15 protein-coding genes are annotated in these 22,192 nt (G+C 50.5%); 9 read left to right on the plus strand and 6 right to left on the minus strand.

The annotated features are described in order from the left end of the window. Positions 1-23 precede the first annotated feature (23 nt). Positions 24-3,785 carry an AAA family ATPase gene (locus ACO4R2_RS03910; RefSeq protein WP_484769254.1) on the minus strand — a complete coding sequence of 1,254 codons (3,762 nt, stop codon included), beginning with the start codon at positions 3,783-3,785 and terminating at the stop codon, positions 24-26. Positions 3,786-3,804: 19 nt separating this feature from the next. After that, positions 3,805-5,034, minus strand: a complete 1,230-nt coding sequence (locus tag ACO4R2_RS03915) for an exonuclease SbcCD subunit D (RefSeq protein WP_484769255.1) — start codon at positions 5,032-5,034, stop codon at positions 3,805-3,807. 215 nt (positions 5,035-5,249) lie between these two features. Here ACO4R2_RS03915 and ACO4R2_RS03920 point away from each other — a divergent pair, with 215 nt between their 5' ends. Further along, positions 5,250-5,561: a hypothetical protein gene (locus ACO4R2_RS03920; protein ID WP_484769256.1), complete on the plus strand. Its 312-nt coding sequence runs from the start codon at positions 5,250-5,252 to the stop codon at positions 5,559-5,561. Positions 5,562-5,895: 334 nt separating this feature from the next. On the opposite strand, the gene ACO4R2_RS03925 is transcribed toward ACO4R2_RS03920, so the two are convergent. Genes ACO4R2_RS03925 through dut form a run of 4 tightly spaced genes read right to left on the minus strand, consistent with a single transcriptional unit; the run spans position 5,896 to position 10,595 of the window. Continuing rightward, a complete protein-coding gene (locus ACO4R2_RS03925; protein WP_484769257.1) occupies positions 5,896-7,440 on the minus strand; it encodes a murein hydrolase activator EnvC family protein in 1,545 nt (514 codons plus the stop codon). A gap of 37 nt (positions 7,441-7,477) precedes the next feature. After that, on the minus strand, positions 7,478-8,311 hold the full coding sequence (gene lolB1, locus ACO4R2_RS03930; protein WP_484769258.1) for a lipoprotein insertase outer membrane protein LolB1: 834 nt from the start codon (positions 8,309-8,311) through the stop codon (positions 7,478-7,480). Positions 8,312-8,340: 29 nt separating this feature from the next. Beyond that, complete coding sequence (locus ACO4R2_RS03935) at positions 8,341-10,164, minus strand: tetratricopeptide repeat protein (protein ID WP_484769259.1); 1,824 nt, start codon at positions 10,162-10,164, stop codon at positions 8,341-8,343. Further along, the gene (gene dut / locus ACO4R2_RS03940) at positions 10,161-10,595 is read right to left on the minus strand and encodes a dUTP diphosphatase (RefSeq protein ID WP_009347817.1); all 435 of its coding nucleotides are present in this window, start codon (positions 10,593-10,595) and stop codon (positions 10,161-10,163) included. Before dut ends, ACO4R2_RS03935 begins: the two co-directional genes overlap by 4 nt. Positions 10,596-10,743: 148 nt before the next feature. Between dut and dgt the strand changes: the two genes are divergently transcribed. From dgt to ACO4R2_RS03980, 8 genes are all read left to right on the plus strand, one after another. Next, complete coding sequence (gene dgt / locus ACO4R2_RS03945; RefSeq protein ID WP_484769260.1) at positions 10,744-12,075, plus strand: dGTP triphosphohydrolase; 1,332 nt, start codon at positions 10,744-10,746, stop codon at positions 12,073-12,075. A gap of 16 nt (positions 12,076-12,091) precedes the next feature. Beyond that, positions 12,092-13,573, plus strand: coding sequence for an oligosaccharide flippase family protein (locus ACO4R2_RS03950; RefSeq protein ID WP_484769261.1), 1,482 nt, complete (start codon positions 12,092-12,094; stop codon positions 13,571-13,573). Positions 13,574-14,103: 530 nt separating this feature from the next. Next, positions 14,104-15,918, plus strand: a complete 1,815-nt coding sequence (gene argS / locus ACO4R2_RS03955) for an arginine--tRNA ligase (RefSeq protein WP_484769262.1) — start codon at positions 14,104-14,106, stop codon at positions 15,916-15,918. 21 nt (positions 15,919-15,939) lie between these two features. Further along, entirely contained in the window at positions 15,940-16,617 is a 678-nt protein-coding gene (locus tag ACO4R2_RS03960; RefSeq protein ID WP_484769315.1) for a ribonuclease H1 domain-containing protein, read from the plus strand. A 70-nt stretch (positions 16,618-16,687) separates the two neighbouring features. Further along, on the plus strand, positions 16,688-18,526 hold the full coding sequence (locus ACO4R2_RS03965; RefSeq protein ID WP_484769263.1) for an ABC transporter ATP-binding protein: 1,839 nt from the start codon (positions 16,688-16,690) through the stop codon (positions 18,524-18,526). Between the two features lie 115 nt (positions 18,527-18,641). Next, on the plus strand, positions 18,642-19,670 hold the full coding sequence (locus ACO4R2_RS03970; protein ID WP_484769264.1) for an NAD-dependent epimerase/dehydratase family protein: 1,029 nt from the start codon (positions 18,642-18,644) through the stop codon (positions 19,668-19,670). A 44-nt stretch (positions 19,671-19,714) separates the two neighbouring features. After that, positions 19,715-20,692, plus strand: coding sequence for a phosphatase PAP2 family protein (locus ACO4R2_RS03975; RefSeq protein WP_484769265.1), 978 nt, complete (start codon positions 19,715-19,717; stop codon positions 20,690-20,692). Between the two features lie 85 nt (positions 20,693-20,777). Continuing rightward, entirely contained in the window at positions 20,778-22,166 is a 1,389-nt protein-coding gene (locus tag ACO4R2_RS03980; RefSeq protein WP_484769266.1) for a C1 family peptidase, read from the plus strand. Positions 22,167-22,192: the final 26 nt, after the last annotated feature.

Consider the following 22,192-nt stretch of genomic DNA (forward strand, 5'->3'; position numbering starts at 1 on the left):
AGCCTTATTTTATTTGTGGCTATTTAGACAATAGTGATGTGGCTCTGCCCGCTGCTGGGGAGTTTCTCTACCCGAATTTGTGGGCTGATTTGGTTGCGGATTTGGTCGGTATGACTAATGACACCTACCTTTCGTCCCTGCGAGTCTTCGAGGCTTGAGAGAGCTTGCATCACCAGTTCGAGGCTTTCGTGATCGAGGTTGCCGAAACCTTCGTCAATGAAAAGTGAACCGATGTTTAGACCGCTGGACGAGAGATTGGCCAGACCGAGGGCTAACGCTAAGGAAACGACGAACGTCTCCCCACCACTGAGCGAGGTGACATAGCGTTTTTGGTCGAACATATCGCGGTCGATGATTTCGAGCATCAGCGTGCCAGGCATGTTTTGCAGGCGATAGCGCGGGCAGAACTTCTCCAGCTGTACATTGGCGTGGTTGACGAGGAAACGGAATGTGTAGCTCTGCGCCAGTTCGCGGAATTTCTTTCCATCGGCCGAACCGAGCAAGTGGTCCAATCGCTGCCATTCGGCTGCGTTGTCTTTTGCTTTTTGGAACTCTTCTTTTCGTTCTTGGGATTGAGCTATGCTGTTGTTGTGTGCTTGTAGGCGTGTGCGCAAGCCCACAATCGCTTCGTTGAGTTGTGCTTGCTGTTCGATGAGTGCCTGCTGCTGTTCGATGAGCTGTTGGCGCGTGTTGTCGTCAGTATTGGCAGGACGATTGCTTTCAGCCTGTAGTTGGAGCAGTGCTTTGCGCACCTGTTCCACTTGGTGCGCTGCGAGCGTTGCTGCCTTCTTGCGCGCATCGAGATTGGTGCGTAGCTCGTTCCAGTTGCGTGTGTCGGAGAAAATCTGCTTTAGCTCCGTCATTTGTATAGGCGCGTGCGTTCCGTTGAACTTGAGAATCCACAAGTCCATTTGGGACATTCCGTCGCTGTATTCCTCTTGTTTTTGTAGGCGCGTTTTCTCCAAATTTTTATGTTGCCCCTCCAGCCGGTTAAGTTCGTTGTTGGTGCGGTCGAAAGCCTCCTGTGCTTTCTGCTGTGCTTGCAACATACCGGCGATATACTTCTTGAGGCGTTCCTCCTCGAGGCTGGGCGAAGATTCGCCAAAGAGGCGGCGCATTTCCTCGCGTTTGTCGTTGAGTCGCTGAAGGGCAGCATCCTTTTCGTCGCGCGCCTGCACCAGTTGGCGGTTGGCTTCTGTTTCGTTATCCTTCATGGTCTTCACTTCTTCGCGCAGGATATTGATTTTGCCGTTCAGATCCTCCAGGCTGTTATTGGTGCGGTTCCAATCCTCGAAGAGATTGTTGAGGCGCAGGCGGAAGTTGTCCGAGTTCTTTTGCCATTCTGTCAGCCAGCTTGAGAGCGTAATCATGCTGTCAAGGTCGCGGTAGAGTTCGCTGCAAACGCGGTCGCTTCTGTGGAGGTTTTGTTGCAGTCGCTCAATGTCGGACTGCTTTATCTTCAAGTCAGAGCGGAACGTGTTTACTTGGTTTTCGTTGTTCTGAATACGCGTATTGAATTGCTCAATCTTCTCCGTGATTTCGTTGATGAGATTCTGGTGCTGATTGAAGGTGTCCATTTCTTTTGTAGACTCCTCACAACTCTTCATTGCGTTGTCGATGAGCATACCAAAGAGGGTGAAACGCGCACTGCGGTTGGTGGTTGGTGAGCAGTCGGTGAACGAAGGATCGAGGTAGACATAGTTTTGCCATTCTGTTTCGTCCGCCGCTTGACTTTGTTCGAGTTCTTGCAGGTAAGTCTTATCCGCTTTCAGCTCAGCTTCATCGGCCGCCAACTTATTAGAGAGTTCCGAAAATTTCTGCTCCGAAGTTTTGAGGAGTTCCTCCGCCTCTTCGAAGTCCTTACTGAGGTTTTCGATGAGATTGCCCAATTCGCGTTGTGTCTCCGTGTGGTAAGGATGATGTGTGGCACCGCAAACGGGGCAAGCCGTACCTTCTTTGAGACTTTTGCGTAACCGCTGAATGTTCTCACTATTGGAGAGCATATAGCTCTCGCGCTTTCGTTCGACATCCTCTTTGCGCACCGCCATCTCCAGTCTTGTTCGTTCCAAGTCCTTACGCGTTTGTTCGAGATTTCCCGTGTCGCGCGCAATTTTTGCTCGGCGTTCGTCGATACGTTCATAGCCCGTCACGATACGTTTCCAGAGTTCGCGTGCAGGTTTGAGCCCTTGCAGGCGATTGCGTAGTTGCGAGAGGCGCAGTTGGAGCTCGTCGCCGTTGTGTCCTTGATTGGCTTGGCGATGAATGAGCAATTCCGATTTTAGTCTGTTGAGTTGTGCTTGATCCTCCTGCTGTTTTTTCTCCAAACGCTCCAAAGTGTCGGAGATATTCTTGTGTTCGGATTGTTTCGTTTTCAGTTCGTTGTTGTCCTGCGCATTCTGTGTGGATTCCGTTCGGAAACTCGCCAGTTTGTCCTTGACAAGTTCGAATTTATCGAACATGATGCGGTGCACATTCAGTGTCTGTCGGTGGAGTTCCTTTTCTTTGATTTCCTCCTCCGTTTTTTCCATCACGGCGAGTTTCTCACGATAGCGCGTTTGCCTATCTATGAGTGTGTCCTGCGCTTGTTTGAGTTGCTGCAAGAGCTTTGTCACCTGATTTTCCGCTTCTGAAATTTCGCCCGATAGCTTATTTCCTTGATTGATAGCCGGCTGCCAACGCATTTGTTCGTTCTCGGCATCGGCCGTCTGCTCTTTGCTGGTGTCGAGAGCCGAAGTAGCCTGTTTCAGGCGCAGTCTGCAATCTGATAGCTGGCTTATGATCTCTTCGTCCTGGGCTTTGAGCTGCTCTATGTCGTTGGCGCGCACCTCTATCTTTTGGAAAAGCGGCAACACCTCCTGCACAGAGTCATAGCGTTCCAGTTTGAGCTGTTCGCCTCTCATTTCAACCACGCGCTTCTGGGCTTCCATGTTGTGGTTTTCGGCAGCTTCCAGTTGGGTTTTGGTTTGTGTATAATTATTGAACCACAGTAGTTGCTCATCAATGCTTTTCTGTTTTTCGCCCACAAACTTATGGGTAGCGGTCTTCTGATGAATCTCGTTGTTGAGTTCGTCGAGTTCTTCAGGCGTCAGGCAGTAGCTGAGCAAACCTTTGATATTGCTATCCAGTTCCAGCACCTGCTTTTCAGCATCAGCGTGTAGTTCGTGGATTTTCTGCGAGATACGGCCGTAGATGTCCGTACCTGTGAGTTTCTCCAATAGCGACGACTTATCGCTCTTCTTAGCTTGCAGAAAAGTGGCAAAACTGTTCTGCGCCAGCATCACGGTGCGCGAAAATTGCGTATAATCGAGTCCGATGATTTCCGTGATTTTCTGTTGTATTTCACTATTGCGACCGTTGAAAGTAGTCTTCTTTGGCGCGAGCTGACGGAAGGAGCGTTGCACATCGTCATAGTTGCCCGTGCGCTTCATGCGGCAGCTCCAGCCAGCCTCATAGCGCGCTCCGTCGGGCATAGTGAATTCTACCCGTGCATAAGCTTCTTTCTTTCCTCGGCGCAAGAGATTTCGCGTGTCGTAGGTCTGAAGATTTTTCACCACGCTGTCGTCCTGCGATAGCATTTCTTTGTTCAGCCGTTCTGCGTTGTCGAGGCGTGGGGCTTCATCGTAGAGCGCCAAACAGATGGCATCGAGCAGTGTGGATTTGCCCGCGCCCGTATCGCCACAAATAGCGAAGAGACCAGCCGAACGCAGCGGTTCGGCTGTGAAGTCAATGACCTGTTCTCCTTCAAAGGAGGTGAGGTTGGAGAGGATTATCTTATCTATTTTCACCGTAGTATATTCTGCTCAGTTAAATATCGGTACATTCCTTTTCTGCTTGTTCGAAACGCAGGCGGAGGGAGTCGGGCATTTCGCTGCCGTAGCGACTGTCGAACACCATTTGAGCCATTTCCATGGGGGTCAGACTGCGTATGGTTTCGATGCTTTCTGTTGTTGCGGAAGTAGGAGAACTCGTTTTCGGTGTTTCGCGCGTCATGCGGCAGAAGAGTACTGCTTTTGTGCTCAAGGCTTCCGTCACCTCATGGAGGAAGTTTGGTTCTGGTTGTTCCTCCAGTACGCGTAGTTCCAGATAGGGCCATGCTTCGCCATTGTCCTTCTTTTCGCGCTCCGGCAGTTTGCAGATTTCGTCCATAATAGTGGCCGGAGTGGCAGAGCCTTTGGCCGGAATGGTGAGCAAATGGCGCAAAGGGTTGTATTCAAGATGGCTCACAACAGTTTCGCCGTCTTCACCGATTTCCACCATTTCCACGCCGTGATGATAGAACCTTTCGCTGAAACTCATTGGGAGAGCCGAACCGGCATAGTAGGTGTTGCTGCTCACTTGCTGGGCTTTGTGGATATGGCCCAAAGCTACATAACTGAATCCTTCACCCATGATGTCGGCATCTACGCGGTCCTGACCGCCCACCACGAGGCGTTCGCTGTGTTCTTCGGCATTGATGTCGGCCCCTGCGGCATAGTAGTGAGCACAAGCCACAGTGGGCAATGCCTTAAAGGGCGATTTGCGAAAATGCTTCTGCAAACCATTGAGGAAATAGTGCAAACCTTCTTCCACGGACATTCCTGCTGGATAGTCGCCGCTGCGCAGATAGGGAATGGCGAAGCAAACCACGCGCGCTTCGGCATCATCGCGCAAACTCAAAGGGAGGAGATACTCGTCGAAGTCTATCTCTCCTTCCTCGTTGCGGTGTATCAGTCCGCGCACATAGATGTTGTGAGTTTTCAACAAGGCTTGCGGAGCTTCCAATCGGCCTGCTGAATCGTGATTACCAGCTGTGATGACGATTTGAATACCTGGAACGGTCTCCGTAGCATCGTTGAGAAACTGATAGAACATTTCTTCCGCACGGGCCGAGGGATTGGCCGAATCGAACACGTCGCCGCTGATGAGCAACGCGTCGGGCTGCTGCTGGCGGAGCGTTTCGAGCATCCAGCGCAAGAAATGGGTGAATTCCCCCTCACGATCGTGTCGGTGGAAACTATTGCCCAAGTGCCAGTCGGCAGTATGAATGAGTTTCATTTTCTTCTGTTTATATTATGATACAAAAGTAATGATAAGCGCGAAAATAGAAAACGCCACGCGTGGAATTATTCGTGGCGTTTAGCAAATGAGGGCTCAGAAACTGACGGGATTGCATCTACTTTGGAACAATCCCCTCCGCTGCTTCTTGGGGTATATACTTAAATAAGAATCTGAAAAAGTTGCTGATTTATTGATAAAATATTTTCAGCAACATGATGCTGAAAATGGAGAATCTACCCCTTCTGCATCAATTTTTGCCCACTTTTTGGTGTGACAGATTTGATAAAATGGTGGAGAAAGTAGCAGGTAGTGCTGTTTTTCATAGTTTTTCCTTCTTTTTCGGTCATATTTTTCCTAAAAAGAGTCTGTACCTCTTCGTCAATTTCCTTATTGTGTCTGCTGGCTTCCTTATTCTGTTGGCCGGCGCAATAAGGAAATCCGCCGACAGCCTTATTGTATCGGCGCGCAGGAAGGCTGGATGGGTCGCTCTCTCCCTTTCGTGGAGGATTTTGTGGCGTTTGTGAGAGGGAAAAAGTAAGAAGATTATTGACTGAATTTAGCCCACGAATTTTCACGAAAGGGGCGAAGAATCACGAATAAGGAAGCCTCCTTCACCTCCCCCATAAGGGGGAGTGCTCAGCTTTGGTTCTCGGACGGGTCGGACTAGTCCGACTTGTCGGAGATTCAGTCCTCGGACCAGTCCGACTAGTCCGACCAGTCAGAAAACCAAAGCTGAGAAATTAGAAATCTAATAAGTCATCAAAGAATCCTGCGATAAGTGGTAGCCGAGCACTCCCCCTCATGGGGGAGATGGAGGGGGCTCCCCCATGAGGGGGAAAGGCTCTTAATTTTCTCCCATCACCTCAACCACGCTTGCGGGTTGAGAGTAGCGGTTTCTTTACGAATTTGGAAATGGAGGGTGCAGTTGCCCGAACCGTCGGGAGCTACAGCGCCGAGAGTTTGACCTCCGTTTACTTGTTGCCCATTATGGACAGAGACAGAAGAGAGGTTGCAATAAACGGTCATGTATTCGCCGTGGCGGACAATGACATTGTACATACCTCCGAGGGAGAAGATGGATGTCACCTGACCTCTGTAGACAGCGCGCGCCTGTGCACCAGGATGTCCCGTAATGTTGATACCCTTGTTGTCAAGACGAATTCCGTTTAGGCCGTTTACGTTGTAAGAGCCATAGCGTGCGGTGACGGCAAAACTACCTGTGATAGGCATTGGCAGGCGACCGCGGTTGGCTGCAAAGCCACCACTGATGGCGCGGTCCATATTGTCGGCTGCAGAGAAGGTCGGTGTGGGTTCTGGCGTATCGTAGCGGTTAGGAGCATTCTTAGCTGCTTCAGCCTTTTTAGCTTCGGCTGCTTTTGTTGCAGCAGCCTGAGCTGCTGCGCGAGCTTGCTGTGCTTTCTCAGCTGCTGCTTTCTTGGCTGCAGCAGTCTTTGCAGCTGCCGCTTTGGCCGCTGCTGCCTTTGCTTCGGCGGCAGCTTTTTCGGCGGCCTTCTTAGCTTCGGCGGCTTTGGCTGCAGCCGCTTTTGCCGCTGCGGCACGGCGTGCTTCTTCTTCCTGCTTCTTCTTGCGGGCCGCTGCTTCAGCGGCAGCTTTGCGCGCCTTCTCGGCAGCCGCTTTTCGGGCGGCTTCTTCAGCAGCACGGCGGCGAGCTGCTGCGGCAATTTCGGCCTGGATGAGGCGATCTATCTGCGCGTTGAGAGAAGCGTACTTCTGGCGTTGCTGCGCTATGGAAGTTTGCAACTCCTTTTGTTTCTGGTTCAGCTCGTTTACCACTTGCTGCTGCTGCACTCTTTTGCCATGGAGCGCTTGCTGTTGTTGGCGTCCCTCAACGAGCAGTTGGTTTTTCTCCGTCTTGATGCCGAGAATCTGGTTCTTCTTCTTCTGAATGGCTTCTTCCTTCTCGCGGATGATTTCGCCCTGCACCTTTTGGTATTTGCTGTAGTTGTTCACATAGCGCATACGGCGGTACATATCGTTAAAACTACGAGCGTTGAGGATGAAGAGCCACTTGTTGTTGAGCAACTTATTGCGGAAGGTGTAGAGAACTGCGCGGTGGTATTTTTGCTTAACGATATTGAGCTCTTGTTGCAATACGCTGAGTTCTTTCTCCAGTACGCTGAGGTTGTTGGTAAGAACAACCATTTCGTTCTGTATGCCTTCAACATATTTCTGCTGTTCGCCAATCTGCGTGTTAAGGACGAGCAGGTTGTTGAGCTGCGAACGGACATCTTTCTTTGTGGTGTTGAGGAGTTGTTCTGATTCGTTGATTTTTTTCTGCATGACAGTGCGTTCCACCTTCAGGCGATTAATTTTTTTCGTCTGCGCGTGGATGGTCAGAGGCAACATGAGAACAAACAGGAGGAATACGAGATATTTTCGCATAGGAGATAGTTTTCTTCTTGCGGCAGAAGCCGTGCTACTAATTCATTTGAATGAGTCGGCCGAGTATGTCGTCGGCTGAGCGTTGCTTGTAAGTGTCTTTCACAGTAGTGCGAGTTTCCCAGTCGCTATTGTTGTTGGGGCCGGTGAGTTCGATATCGAGCTGAGCGTCCTTTCCAAGTCCCGTTATATTAAGAGTGATGGATTTTGGGAATGGTTTTCCGCCCACATTGGTGAAGGCAGCGTATTTACACACCAGTTGTCCTTTCTGCCCCGCTTGTTTGCTCTGCACGGTGATGCGGTCGAGCAAAGCAGTGCTGGTTTGTGTCAGAAACTGGTAGTCGAGTTTCGGTGCGTCGGGTAGGGATAGCAACGTGTGGTCGCCTGCCGACGAAAGATGGAAGCGGTTGAGGGAATTGTTAGCATTGTGTTGTCCTGGAATGAAAATCTCGTTCCAGAAGATAGCTTGCAGCGAATAGAAATCAATATTAGCTTGCTGGAGGAAGCGAACCTCGTTGTAGTTGCCACGACAATACTGCTTGTTGATACGATCAATAAGCAGAACGTTTTGCGGCGTGAATTCGAGGCGGCCTACTTCAAAGCCGAGGAAAGAAAGGGAGAGTTGGATGACATCATTGCGCTTCATATTGAGCCGCCCGTTGCAGCTAATGTTTTTTCCCGCAGCGTTGATGTTTACCTTGACGCGGCTGGTGAGATAATTAGCAGTCTGTGCGTTCTGAACGACCTTTCTTTTGTAAGCTGCCTCGGCGTTGTCGATAGCTTTGGTGTGTTCGGTCGTGTTCTGAATGTTTTTAGTGGTATGACAAGCCGACAAAAGGAGGGCTGCCAGAGGAAGTATTTTCAGAATGTTCATATTCTTGAGCTTGATAATGGTGCTGGCGCTTAGGGGCGGCGGCGCTGAATTTTTCGCCGCAGCTGTGCGCGCTGTTTTTTATCGGAAGAAACGTTGAGAGCCTTGCGCCAAAAGGCAAGAGCCGAACGGCGATCACCACAACGATAGTATATGTCGCCAGCATGGAGGTAGAGCGTAGCACTTACCTCGTCGTTGGGAGTATGTTTGAGGGTTTGGTCAATATAAATACGCGCCTGCTGATAGCGACGGTTCTGGTAGAGAATCCAAGCATAGGTGTCGAGATAAGTAGCGTTCTGCGGCTCGGCATCTACTGTCTTTTTGCTCATAGCTTCGGCCTGGTCGAGATTACGACGTTCAAGGCTGAGAAAATAAGCGTAATTATTGAGGCAAAGAAGGTTGTTTGGATTGAGATCTGCCGCCTGTTTATAAAGCGAAAAGGCTTTTTCGTGGCGGCCCTTTTCGTGTTCGATGTCAGCCAGCATGCTGAGCATATCAGAAGCCGTTTCTTTGTCGCTCTCATTATCAATTCTGCTGATACCTTCATAGAGAACTTTCAGCGCCTCCTCTGTGCGGTCTTGCTGAAGGAGTGTAGCACCCTCGTAGTAGTAGAAAACGATTTCCGAAGGGGAGTAGTTGATGCCTTCGCGGCAGAGACGCAACACTTCCTTTTGGTTCTGATGATTTATAGCTATCTGAAGCAGTTGCAAACGGGCTTGCTTGTAGTCTGGCTCTACTTCCAGAATTTTGTTCATTATAGGTGCGAGCGAATCGACAGGCATATCGAGTGCCGCAACATAATAGGCGCAAAGTTCAGCCAAGGACCTATCTGCCTGCGGCTGGTCTAAAGCTTCGCGGAAGAGGGGGAGAGCAGCGAGCGAGTCCCCTTTTTGAGTCGTTGTTCCAATGTAGCCACGCATGGCCTCTACTTTAGCGTCGCTTTGCGTTTGCGGATTGAGCACCACCTCTCGAACCATCTGTTGATAGAGCGAATCTTGGTGCGTCTGGTTGTAGTATGCCAGCATGGAGATTTGAGCAAACGCGTTGTCGGGTTCAGAAGTCAGTACGTCGCGATATACCATCGCTGCCTGCTCGGGATGCCCGTTTTGAAAATACAGGTCGCCCAGAAGAACGCGATACTTGAGTTCGTTGGGATATTCGGCGCAGAGATCCTCAATCGTTTTGTAGGCGTGGTCATCATCCTTCTGACCGATGTACATCTGAAACTTCTCGAGCGCTAAGTCCTCGTTGGGGCCCACTATGTCCTCTAAGCGGTTGATTGTTTGTATAGCTCCTTGAAAGTTTCCGGTTTGCTCGTATAGTTTCATCAAAGTGCCGAGCGTTTCCTCCGAAGGCTCCACGGCAGCAAGTTCTTCGTAGAGCTGCGTAGCTCCTTTGAAATCGGCGCGGCGAATGAGTTCGTTGGCGAGTGTTTCTTTATAGAAACGATTTGCTGGGGCTAAATCCACAGCACGCCGTAGTAACGAATCGCCTTCATTAACAAGTGTTGTGTCAAATGCCCCACCTTGGGCAATCTTTAGGAGGGCCATATCGAAAACAGCCTCGGAGGCATCAGGATTCAGTTCCAAAGCCCCAGTAAGTAAGTCGTAAGAAGCATCATAATTGTTCTTTTCACGCTGACGTACCGCCTCGAGATAGAGATCATTGAAGCGTCGCTGCTGCTCATAAGAAAGCGTGCGGTGAGACACTTCATGCTGTGCCGCATCCTTATTTTGTCCAGCAGTCTGCGGCGCAGAACAACCAACAGAAAGTAGCAGCACAACCAGCAAGCAGCTGTGCACCCACATCTGATATTTCCAACTATTCTTCACTTTATACGTATCTTTCAATATCATTTTTCTCCGCTGTGTCCGAAGCCACCTGCGCCACGCTCGGTCTCGTTGAGCTGTTCAACAGGTGTCCACTCCACCGTTTCGTGGTGGGCTACAACCATCTGTGCAATGCGGTCGCCGTCGTTGATAGTAAAGGCGTCGCGCGAAAGATTGATGAGGATGACGCCTATCTCACCTCTATAGTCGGCGTCGATAGTTCCCGGCGTGTTTAGGCAAGTGATACCTTTCTTTATAGCCAGTCCTGAGCGTGGCCGCACTTGAGCTTCGTAGCCCTCGGGTAGAGCTATGAAAAGTCCCGTGGGAACGATGCAACGCTCCAAAGGTTGCAGCGTGATGGAAGTATCGAGGTTGGCACGCAAATCCATGCCCGCACTGAGCGGCGTCTCATACTTAGGCAGCGCGTGGTGGGAGCGGTTGACAATTTCTATCTTCATGGAAATTCTCTTGTTTGGAATAGGGAACAAAATTACTGAAAAGCGTTTACATACTTCCATATTTTATGGAAAATCAGCGGGCTGCATAGTTTTTTACCGTATTTTTGCATTTCCCCTTCCTTATGGGAGGGACAAAAAGAAGTATAGTATGGATTGGAAGCAACTTATCTCCTACAAGCGTTTTGGTAAGGAAGATGAATACCGCGTAGTGAATGAACGACGCACCGAATTTCAGCGCGACTACGACCGTCTTATCTTTTCATCGGCCTTTCGCCGCATGCAGAACAAGACACAAGTTTTTCCCTTGCCGGGAAGTATCTTTGTTCACAACCGTCTGACCCATTCGCTCGAGGTGTCGAGCGTGGGGCGCTCTTTAGGTACTGACATCGGCAACGAACTTCTCCGCCGGCATCCCCATCTGGATCGCGCCGATATGGATGCTCTCGGTTCGATTGTTAGTGCTGCTTGTCTGGCCCATGATATGGGCAATCCGCCTTTCGGACATAGTGGCGAGCGCGCCATACGCAGTTTCTTCCTCGAAGGGCGCGGCACAATGCTCCGTGAGCAACTGTCGGCTGACACTTGGGCAGATATTACCAACTTTGATGGTAATGCCAACGCCTTTCGCCTACTTACTCATCAGTTCAACGGACATCGCCGCGGCGGCTTCGTTATGACTTATTCCACGCTGGCTTCTATTGTTAAATATCCCCGTTGCTCCCATTTGGCCGGTAAGCGTTCCAAGTTTGGCTTCTTTTATACTGAAAGCGAGGATTATCTGAAGATTGCCAACGAACTGGGAATCCCTCGCTCTGCTTCACATCCCGACACACTTTCTTATGCCCGCTATCCGTTGGTCTATCTCGTTGAGGCGGCCGATGATATTTGCTATGAAATAATGGACATTGAGGACGCCCACAAGCTGCGTCTGCTTTCGGACGAGCGGACGGAGGCTTTGCTTCTCGGCTTCTTTGATGAGCAAACCCGTCAGCGTCTTCAGCAGTCCTATGATGTGGTGACGGACTTCAATGACCGCATCGTTTATTATCGCTCCTGTGTTATCAATGCCTTGGAGCAAGCTTGCGTCCGCGTATTCCTCGACCACGAAGAAGAGATCTTGGCGGGAACATTTGAAGGAACGCTCATCGGACATTTGCCCGAGCCACTGAAAGAAGCCTACAAACGTTGCGAGGAAGTAGCCACCAGCAGGATTTATAAGGCCAAGGAAGTGACAGATGTGGACTTGGCCGGTTATCACATTATTTATACGCTCCTCGAACTTATGACCGACGCCGTTCTCTCCCCCGAAAAGGCCTACTCCCGCCTTTTGTTGAGCCAGGCCTCCCGTCAGTACGAACTTCACTCAGAGAATCTCTCCACCCGCATTATGGCCGTCCTCGACTACCTAAGCGGCATGACCGATGTCTTTGCGCTCGACCTTTATCGCAAAATCTCCGGCCAGAGTCTCCCTATGGTGTGAAACCTTTTTCCTATACATGAAGAAAGACACCTATAATCATGTTTTGAAATACACCGGCTTGTTGGGCGGCGTACAAGTGTTCTATATACTGATGTCTATAGTCCGAAACAAATTTACGGCTATGTTCATCGGAGCTTGGGGTATCGGATTGGTGGAGACCTATAACCGCGCCGTCGATCTCATAGCGAACATGACGAATTTCGGTATTGGATTCAGTGCTGTGCGCCGACTGTCGGAGCTTCACGAGCAGGGAAAGGAGGAAGCCATAAGGATGTATATCCGCCTCATACGTTCGTGGGCGCTCGTCACGGCTCTCCTCGGCACGCTGATATGCCTCTTGTCCGCTCCGCTACTGAGCTATTGGACTCTCTCCGACTTCCATACCACCAAAGGCTTTGTCTTGGTAGCTCCCATGGTGGGAATACTGGCCATCACGGGCGGAGAAGTGGCCATCTTGAAGGGGTTGCAGCGCCTCAAGCAGATGGCCGCCATCAGTGCCTTGGGAGCGCTGGTCACCATGCTCATAACCATTCCTGCCTACTGGTTGCTGGGCCTGCACGGCGTTATTCCCGTGCTGCTGTCTACTACGGCTGCTGTCTGCCTGCTGAATCTCTACGCCACAACCCGCGACTATCCCTACCGCGTTGGGCTTCGGAGCATGAAGCTCATGAAGAGCGGTGGCCATTTGCTGAAGTTGGGCGGGGCTTACATACTGGCAGGGACTATCGGCAGCGGAGCAGAACTCATCGTGCGCTCTTATGTCACCAATTCCACGAGCTTGAATCGCGCCGGTCTTTATGCCGTGGGTGTGACCCTCATTGTTTCCTACGCGCGCCTGGCTTTTGTGGCCATGGATGCCGACTTTTTTCCTCGACTCAGTGCAGCTGGCGATGACCGCAAGCGGCGCAACAACGCCATCAACCGTCAAATTGATGTACTGGTGCTGTTGATGACTCCGTTTCTCATAGCTTTCGCGCTGTTTCTCCCTATCATTGTTCGCGTGCTCTATACCCCCGAATTCCTCCCTGTGGTTTCGATGGTGCTTTGCGGCCTTTCGTTTATGTATTTCAAGGCTGTTTATACGCCCATCGCCTATCTGCCGTTGGCGCGGGGCCATTCGCGGCTCTATTTGTTGATGGAATTTCTTTACAACGTAGTGTTCACGGTGCTCGTCATAGTGGGGTATCACGTTCGCGGTATTGTGGGGGCAGGTATCGCCCTTTCGTTGGCCAATCTCTTTGATCTTATCAATATCTCGCTGGTTTATGCGCGTGTCTATGACTTTCGCTTCGAACGCCGCACACTGTTGCGTTGCATCGTGCAGTATGTCCTATTGGTGGCAGGTATTGGAGCGGCCACAGTGGCCAACTGGGGAGTGAAACTTCTCTTGGGCTTACCCGTGCTTGGCCTTAGTCTGTGGTTCGCTTGGAACTTGCTGAGAAAGAAAACGAATATAGTTGACAAAATTAAGAGTATAGTAAGGCGAAAAAAGCAGTAGTTTGCTTGCGGTTTTAGCCCACGAATTTTTACGAAAAGGGCGAATGTTCACGAATTTCTCTATCATATTCGTGGGTGTTCGCCCTTTTTGTGAAAATTCGTGGGAGAGAGTTTTGGACAAGTCCGACAGGTCGGAAGAATCTGAGAAAGGTGATGAAAAACAGGTTGTTTTTGTAAATAGAATTCTTAGTTTTAGCTTTTTGTGGCTGGCTCAAAATCGAGTGCGTGAGGCAGTTGTCGAAAAGAACGCAGCAGAAAAGCGTCCGTACAATAAGGCTGTCAGCTCACATCCTTATTGTGTCAGCCGACACAATAAGGATGCTGAAAAATACAATAAGGAAACCGACGGACGGGAGTGGAGAAAATTTTCGGGAAATACGCTAAAAATGATCGGAAAAAGGGAGAAAAGCTCCGATATGTGCCTTGTGTCGGTTGAGAGGGCTAACAATCTTCGTGAAAATCTTTGTGTTACCCACCGATAAAGCTATCTTTGTTCGCTAATAAGTATAGAAGAATAATCAATAAATCGGAATGAAAATAGAAACAGCACTGGTCGCTGCCGTGCAGAAAGCGGTTGAAACGCTCTACGGGCAGCAGATCGACGAGAAGCAAGTACAGCTGCAAAAAACTAAGAAAGAGTTCGAAGGCCATCTGACCCTTGTAGTGTTCCCCTTCGTACGCCTGGCGCGCAAGAAGCCAGAGGAAGTGGCACAGGAAATAGGCGAACAGTTGCAGCAAACCGACATAGTGGCGAGTTTCAACGTAGTGAAAGGCTTCTTGAACCTTGTCATCGCGCCCAAAGCTTGGATAGAGCTCTTGGCCGATATTGACGCGGCCGACAAGTACGGCTTCGTGCCCGTTACAGACCAGAGCCCGTTGATGATGATAGAGTATTCCTCGCCCAACACCAACAAACCGCTCCACCTGGGCCACGTGCGCAACAACCTCTTAGGATGGTCACTGGCTCAGCTTGAGGAGGCTAACGGTAACCGCGTTGTGAAGACCAACATCGTTAACGACCGCGGCATCCACATTTGCAAATCCATGCTCGCATGGGTGAAATATGGCAACGGAGAAACTCCCGAGACCAGCGGAAAGAAGGGCGACCACCTCATTGGCGACTACTACGTGGCTTTCGATAAGCACTATCGCGAAGAGGTCAAAGAATTGCAAGCACGCTATATGGCTGAGGGGCTGAACGAAGAGGATGCCAAAGCAAAGGCCGAACAAGAAGCTCCGCTCATCAAGGAAGCTCACGAAATGCTCGTGAAATGGGAACAAGGCGATGCGGAAGTACGTGCGCTTTGGGAGAAGATGAACAGCTGGGTGTATGCCGGATTCGATGAAACCTATAAGGCACTCGGCGTTAGCTTTGATAAAATCTACTACGAAAGCAATACCTATCTCGTTGGCCGCAAGAAGGTGGAAGAAGGCTTGGAGAAAAACCTCTTCATCCGCAAGGCGGACAACTCCGTTTGGGCAGATCTCACGGCAGAGGGACTGGATCAGAAACTATTGCTTCGTTCTGACGGTACGTCCGTTTATATGACCCAAGACATTGGTACTGCTGAGATGCGTTTCAACGATTATCCCATCGACAAGATGGTTTACGTTGTTGGCAACGAGCAGAACTACCACTTCCAAGTCTTGAGTATCCTGCTCGACAAACTGGGCTTCGAATGGGGCAAGAGTCTTGTTCATTTCTCCTATGGTATGGTTGAGCTGCCCAATGGTAAGATGAAGAGCCGCGAGGGAACTGTTGTCGATGCAGACGACTTAATCGCTGAAATGAAGCGTCAGGCTCGTCAGACCATTGATGCTGCCGGTAAGTTTGGCGAACGTACTGAAGAAGAGAAAGATGAAGTGGCTCGCATTGTAGGCCTCGGCGCGCTGAAATACTTCCTCCTAAAAGTTGACGCCCGCAAGAACATGCTCTTCAATCCAGCAGAGAGCATCGACTTCAATGGTAATACCGGCCCATTCATTCAATATACCTACGCCCGCATCCGTTCCATCCTTCGCAAGGCCGAAGCTGAGCAGATGCAGGTTTCGTGCAACTTTGCCGCTACGCCTGAAATCTCTACGAAGGAAGAAGCCGTTGTTCAGCATCTTAGCGACTTTGCCAGCGTAGTGCGCCAGGCCGGCGAGGAATTTGCCCCCAACGCGATTGCTAACTACTGCTACGAATTGGCAAAAGAGTACAACCAGTTCTACCACGACTATAAAGTGCTGGGCGAAACAGATGAAAACAAGCGTCAGTTCCGTCTGGTTTTGAGTCGCAACGTTGCCAAGGTGCTCCGCTTAGGCATGGGTCTGCTCGGCATTGAGATGCCGGAGCGCATGTAAAACCTTTTGACAAGCAGAGTTGTGGCAAAGGAGAAATACTATGTAGTTTGGCAAGGCCGCGAACCAGGTATCTATGAGTCTTGGGCAGATTGCCGCGCACAGGTGCATGGTGCGGAAGGAGCCAGCTACAAGAGTTTTCCAACACGAGCCGAGGCGCAGGCAGCGTATGAAGCCGGCGCACCCGCCCGTCCGCAACGGAAAAAGACCACAACAGTTGCAAAGACCCGCTCCGTTAGCGCGTTGCCCGACAACCCGCCCGAAGATCGCCACGACACCGTACTGAATCTCCCGCCCGAGGTGACGGCCAACGCGCTGGCAGTGGATGCTGCCTGCTCTGGTAATCCTGGCAAGATGGAGTATAGAGGTGTCGATCTGGCCACGGGACAAGAGGTTTTCCATTTCGGACCTGTTTGGGGAACGAACAATATCGGCGAATTTCTCGCCATAGTCCACGGATTGGCGTGGCTAAAGCAGCGAGGCGAAAAGAAGACTATCTACAGCGACAGCCGTAATGCGCTGCTCTGGGTGCGCGCGAAAAAATGTAAGACAACCTTGGCGCGGACAGCTCGAACCGAGGAACTCTACCAAATCATAGCACGCGCTGAGAAATGGCTGGCAGAAAACCGTCGCAATGTGCCGCTAAAAAAATGGGAGACCTCCAAATGGGGAGAGATACCTGCCGACTTCGGTCGGAAATAACTGATAAGCTCCGCAGCAGGTGCCGCCTGGCCGTGCGAATGGGCTTGATAACAAACGCTACAATCAACCAATGAAAGAATTTTTCGAGGTTCTGCGACGCTATGTTGCTCCTTATAAGGGCTACCTTTTAGGTTCCCTTCTGTTCAATATTCTCTCTGCCGTGCTCAACGTCTTTTCGTTTGTCACGCTTATGCCGATGCTTAAGATTCTCTTTCGTATCGACACGCAGACCTATGTTTTCATGGCGTGGGATGCAGCTGACAAAAGTTTCAAGGATGTGCTCGTCAACAACATGTACTACTACACGCAGACATGGATGGGAGAATTTGGCGCAAGTGCAACACTGCTGTTCCTCGGACTATTTCTTATCACGGCTACATTACTGAAAACGAGCACCTACTTTGCTTCGGCGGCCATCATGGTACCGATGCGCACGGGCATCGTTAGAGACATTCGCAATTCGGTGTATCACAAAATCACGGAATTGCCGCTCTCGTTCTTCAGCGAAGAACGCAAAGGCGACATCATCGCCCGCATGTCCGGCGACGTGAACGAGATAGAAAACAGCATCACAGGCTCGCTCGAGATGCTCGTAAAGAACCCAATTCTTATCCTCTGTTATCTCGGCGTGTTGGTGTACACCAGTTGGCAGCTCACTCTATTCACCGTCCTAGTGCTTCCGCTCCTGATTTGGGCAATGAGTACTATAGGGCGCAAGCTAAAAGCGAAATCGCTCGCTGCACAAAACAAATGGAGCGAGACAATGGCGCAACTCGAGGAAACCTTGGGCGGAATGCGCATCGTGAAGGCATTTACTGCTGAACAGAAAATGCGGAATCGTTTCGAGAACGTTACGGATGACTACCGCCGCCTAACAAATAAAGTGAGCATCCGTCAGGCCAGCGCACACCCCGTGAGCGAATTTTTGGGAACTGTACTCATCGTCATCGTTCTCTGGTATGGCGGAACGCTCATCCTTGATGGAGAGAACCCGCCCATTGATGCGCCGCAGTTTATCTTTTATATGGTGATACTCTACAGTATCATACAGCCGCTCAAAGACTTCTCGAAAGCCAGCTACAATATCCCCAAGGGCATGGCAAGCGTGGAACGCGTCAACAAGATACTCAACGCGGAGAATACCATCGTGGAAGCCCCTGCCCCGAAAGAGGTGAAGAAGCTCGAAAAGGAGATACTCTTCCGCAACGTAAGTTTCTCCTACAACGGGCGGCAGCAAGTGCTCCAGGACATTAACCTGCACGTGGGCAAAGGCCGCACGGTGGCACTTGTGGGCCAGAGCGGTTCGGGCAAGAGTACACTTGTCGATCTCCTGCCGCGCTATCACGACGTGACAGGTGGGGAAATCCTCATCGACGGAATAAATGTGAAGGATTTCCGCCTTAAAAGTCTCCGCGGACTTATTGGTAATGTCAATCAGGACGCTATTCTTTTCAACGATTCTTTCTTCAACAACATAGCCTTTGGAGTAGAGAACGCAACGATGGAACAGGTGGTGGAAGCCGCCAAGATTGCAAATGCTCACGACTTCATTATGGAGAGCGAGCAGGGCTACGATACCAACGTGGGCGACCGCGGCTGCCGTCTGTCGGGCGGTCAGCGTCAGCGCATCAGTATAGCCCGCGCAATTTTGAAAAACCCAGACATACTCATCCTCGACGAGGCTACGTCCGCGCTCGACACAGAGTCGGAGCGTCTTGTGCAAGAGGCGTTGGAGCGCTTGATGAAGACGCGCACCACCATCGCTATTGCGCACCGCCTTTCAACGATTAAAAACGCCGACGAGATTTGTGTGCTCTACGAGGGAAAGATTGTGGAGCGCGGCACACACGACGAACTCATCGCTCTGAACGGCTACTACAAGCGCCTCAATGATATGCAACAGCTTTAGAGGGAGGCGCAGCAGCGTTGGTGGGAGATAATGAACGGCAAATGCCGAAAAATCTCCGGCAAGTGTGGCAGGACTGACCCTTCCGACTGTTCTGAGAAAAGTTAAGACAAAGAAAATGACAGATACAAAAGAGAAAATACTCATCACAGGGGCGAGCGGCTTTATCGGAAGCTTCCTCGTGGCGCGCGGCCTTGAACTGGGCTTCGATGTGTGGGCAGCTGTCCGAAAATCCAGTTCGCGCCGCTATTTGCAAGACCCGCGCATCCATTTCCTCGAACTGGATTTCGATGACGACGACCTACTTGCTGCGCAGCTTGAGAAACACGTTGCCGAACACGGGGCATTTGCTCATGTGCTTCATGCAGCTGGTGCCACGAAAGCCCGTAGTGAGGCCGAATTTGTTCGAGTAAATGCTGAAGGCACGGTACGTCTCGCTCGACAGCTCCTGCAGACCAAAGCACTTCCCGCTTCCACAGGTCGTTTTGTCTTTTTCTCCAGTCTCTCTGTTTATGGTTCTGTTCGCGAGGAGGACAACCGCCCCATTTTGGAAAGTGATGAGCAAATGCCCGATACGGCTTACGGTCGGTCGAAGCAACAAGCCGAACAAGAGCTGGCTCATATCCCCGATTTGAACTATATCATCCTTCGCCCCACGGGAGTTTACGGTCCGCGCGAAAAGGATTATTTCCTGATGGCCAAATCTATCATTCAGCGCGTCGACTTTTCCGTTGGCTACAAGCCGCAGACCATTACTTTTATATATGTCCGTGATCTCGTAGAAGCCGCCTATCTTGCGCTAAGTCATGGAGAAAGCGGCCGCGCATACTTCCTCACCGACGGGCATAATTATAGTAGCCGTGATTTTAGCGATTTGCTCCAAAAAGAGCTCAAGATTCGCGGTGTACTACATATAAAAGCACCCATCTGGTTCTTAAAGCTGGTGTGCTGCATTAACGGCGGACTGGCGAATCTCTTTGGTAAAACCACTACGCTCAATATGGACAAATTCAACATCCTAAAGCAACGCAACTGGCAGTGCGACATACGCCCCGCCGAACAAGAGTTGGGCTATCGTCCGCAGTATCCGTTGGAGCGCGGCGTAAAGGAAACTGTGAATTGGTATATACAAAACGGTTGGCTCTAAAGCCATAACCACAAGCAAAGCCCTCGGGCTGAACAATGAAACAAATGAATCGGATAGCAATACCGAGAAAATCAGAAGCAGAAAGCTTCCGTCTGTTGCCCATCGAATGGGCCACTATTCTATATGCGCTCTTCACCACAGCGCTCTTATTCTTATTTTGGCAAAATATGCACGCGCCCGGCTTTCTCCTTGCTGAGCGCATCGCCGTGTTAGGAGGTGTTGCTGCCTTTGCCAGTCTCAATCGTTTGCTACCTTTGAAAAGCACAAGATTGCTCCGTACGCTATTCTCCCTCAGCCTACTTGCCTACTGGTATCCGGACACTTACGAATTTTGCCAGCTCTTTCCCAATCTCGACCACGTCTTTGCTCACGCTGATTTGGTGCTGTTCGGCTGTCAGCCCAGTTTGGCCTTCAGTGCAGCATATCCCTCATGTTTCTCCAGCGAATTATTCCACATGGGCTATTTCAGTTACTATCCCATGATAGCAGTAACTTGCCTATTGCCTTTCTTTGTGAAAGGAAAGAGCGAAGAGTCGCGTTTGGAAACGTATGAACACATGAGCTTCATTGTGATGGCTGGATTCTATCTTTACTATGTTGTATTCTTATTTCTGCCCGTAGCTGGTCCTCAATTCTACTTTCAAGCCATTGGTTTCGATAATGCTTCCAACGGCTATCTCCCAGCTTTGGGCGACTATTTCCGCTATCACACAGAGCTCCACAAGTCGGGCGAAAGCAGCGGCCTATTCCAGTGGCTCGTAGAGTTCACGCAGGGCGCCGGAGAACGCCCCACCGCCGCCTTTCCCAGTTCGCACGTTGGAATGAGTACAATAATGATGATACTCATCTTTAAGCAAAAGCGCGTTGTGGCCTATTGCTTCTTGCCTTTCTACCTTCTGCTCTGTGCTTCCACCGTATATATCCAAGCACATTATTTAGTGGACGTCATCGGCGGCTTAGTAACTGCTGTGCTCTTCTATTATATCTGTCAGAAAATATATAAGAAAGCGATGAGGCAATAAAGCCCTCTCCCGCGAGTAGAACTTTTCCCATTCGCTCAAGGGCTGTGTCATTCAATATCCCGAATTTCCTAACTACCAAAACAGTATGAAAAGAATTCTTACCTTAACCTTTGGCTTGCTGTCTGCAGTGGCTTTCGCCCAAAAGAACGGCGCCATTACAGAAAGCATGCTGCAACAAATCAAGCAGCAGAACCCACCAACCGCCACCGACCGCGCGTTGCGCAATGCTTTGGCAGCTAACGGAATTAACGACCTAACAAAGCGTGCCGATAAAGCACCTGTTGACGGCAACTTCACTTATCGCGTTCCCTCCAATGGAATCACCGATCAACAGTCCAGCGGTCGTTGCTGGCTCTTCACGGGACTCAACGTGATGCGTGCCCGCATGATTAAGGACTACAAGCTCGGAGAGTTCACTCTCTCCCAATCTTTCCTCTCCTTCTATGATCAGCTGGAGAAATCAAACCTCTTCTTGCAGTGTGTCATTGACTACGCCAAGGAACCGATAGACTCCCGCCAGAACACCTGGCTCTTCGAGCACCCTTTGTCCGATGGCGGCACGTTCAGTGGCGTACAAGATCTCGTGATGAAGTATGGTGTTGTTCCGGCCGAAGTATTCCCCGAGAGCTACAATGCTAACAACACATCGAAGATGGCAGAAATCATTTCCTTGAAGCTTCGCCAGTACGGACTTGAACTGCGCGACATGGTCAGCAAAGGAAAGAGTGCTACCGATTTGCAGAAGCGCAAAACAACGATGCTGGGCGAAGTGTACCACATCCTGCAAATCTGCCTCGGCACACCCGTTGAAAAGTTTGTTTGGACCCTCCGCACGGCCGACGGAAAAGCTGTCAGCACAGCCGAGTACACTCCCAAGCAATTCTATCAAGAATTTGTGGGTAAGGATCTCAAGAATGATTACGTGATGCTTATGAACGACCCGACGCGTCCTTACTACAAACTCTACGCAGTAGACCTCGACCGACACACATACGACGGACGCAACTGGACATATATCAACCTGCCGATGAACGAGATTAAGGCGATGGCCGTGAAGTCACTCAAGGATACCACCATGATGTATATGTCCTGCGATGTAGGTAAGTTCCTCGACAAAAAGACCGGTGTTCTCGACGTTGATAATTATGACTACGCTTCGCTCTTCAATACCACCTTCCCCATGAATAAGGCTGAGCGTATCCAGACCCATGCCTCTGCTTCCAGCCACGCCATGACGCTCATGGCCGTAGGGCTTGACGCAACTGGCAAGACCACAAAATGGATGGTAGAAAACAGCTGGGGCCCAACGTATGGCTACAAAGGACACCTTATCATGACCGACAAATGGTTGGATGAATACCTGTTCCGCTTGGTAGTGGACAAAAAATATGTCGACGCAAAGACGCTGGACATCCTTAATCAGAAACCAACCCTTCTTCCTGCTTGGGACCCTCTCTTTCAGGCAGAACAGTAAGAACACACCTTTTGCGGCTTTGGTCG

It is taken from the genome of Alloprevotella sp. (genome assembly GCF_057240785.1).

Coding starts and splice junctions, on each gene's coding strand:
- argS (WP_484769262.1), top strand. CDS start 14,104: ATGAAAATAGAAACAGCACTGGTCGCTGCCGTGCAGAAAGCGGTTGAA.
- ACO4R2_RS03980 (WP_484769266.1), top strand. CDS start 20,778: ATGAAAAGAATTCTTACCTTAACCTTTGGCTTGCTGTCTGCAGTGGCT.
- ACO4R2_RS03975 (WP_484769265.1), top strand. CDS start 19,715: ATGAATCGGATAGCAATACCGAGAAAATCAGAAGCAGAAAGCTTCCGT.
- dgt (WP_484769260.1), top strand. CDS start 10,744: ATGGATTGGAAGCAACTTATCTCCTACAAGCGTTTTGGTAAGGAAGAT.
- dut (WP_009347817.1), bottom strand. CDS start 10,595: ATGAAGATAGAAATTGTCAACCGCTCCCACCACGCGCTGCCTAAGTAT.
- ACO4R2_RS03935 (WP_484769259.1), bottom strand. CDS start 10,164: ATGATATTGAAAGATACGTATAAAGTGAAGAATAGTTGGAAATATCAG.
- lolB1 (WP_484769258.1), bottom strand. CDS start 8,311: ATGAACATTCTGAAAATACTTCCTCTGGCAGCCCTCCTTTTGTCGGCT.
- ACO4R2_RS03920 (WP_484769256.1), top strand. CDS start 5,250: ATGATGCTGAAAATGGAGAATCTACCCCTTCTGCATCAATTTTTGCCC.
- ACO4R2_RS03925 (WP_484769257.1), bottom strand. CDS start 7,440: ATGCGAAAATATCTCGTATTCCTCCTGTTTGTTCTCATGTTGCCTCTG.
- ACO4R2_RS03965 (WP_484769263.1), top strand. CDS start 16,688: ATGAAAGAATTTTTCGAGGTTCTGCGACGCTATGTTGCTCCTTATAAG.
- ACO4R2_RS03970 (WP_484769264.1), top strand. CDS start 18,642: ATGACAGATACAAAAGAGAAAATACTCATCACAGGGGCGAGCGGCTTT.
- ACO4R2_RS03915 (WP_484769255.1), bottom strand. CDS start 5,034: ATGAAACTCATTCATACTGCCGACTGGCACTTGGGCAATAGTTTCCAC.
- ACO4R2_RS03950 (WP_484769261.1), top strand. CDS start 12,092: ATGAAGAAAGACACCTATAATCATGTTTTGAAATACACCGGCTTGTTG.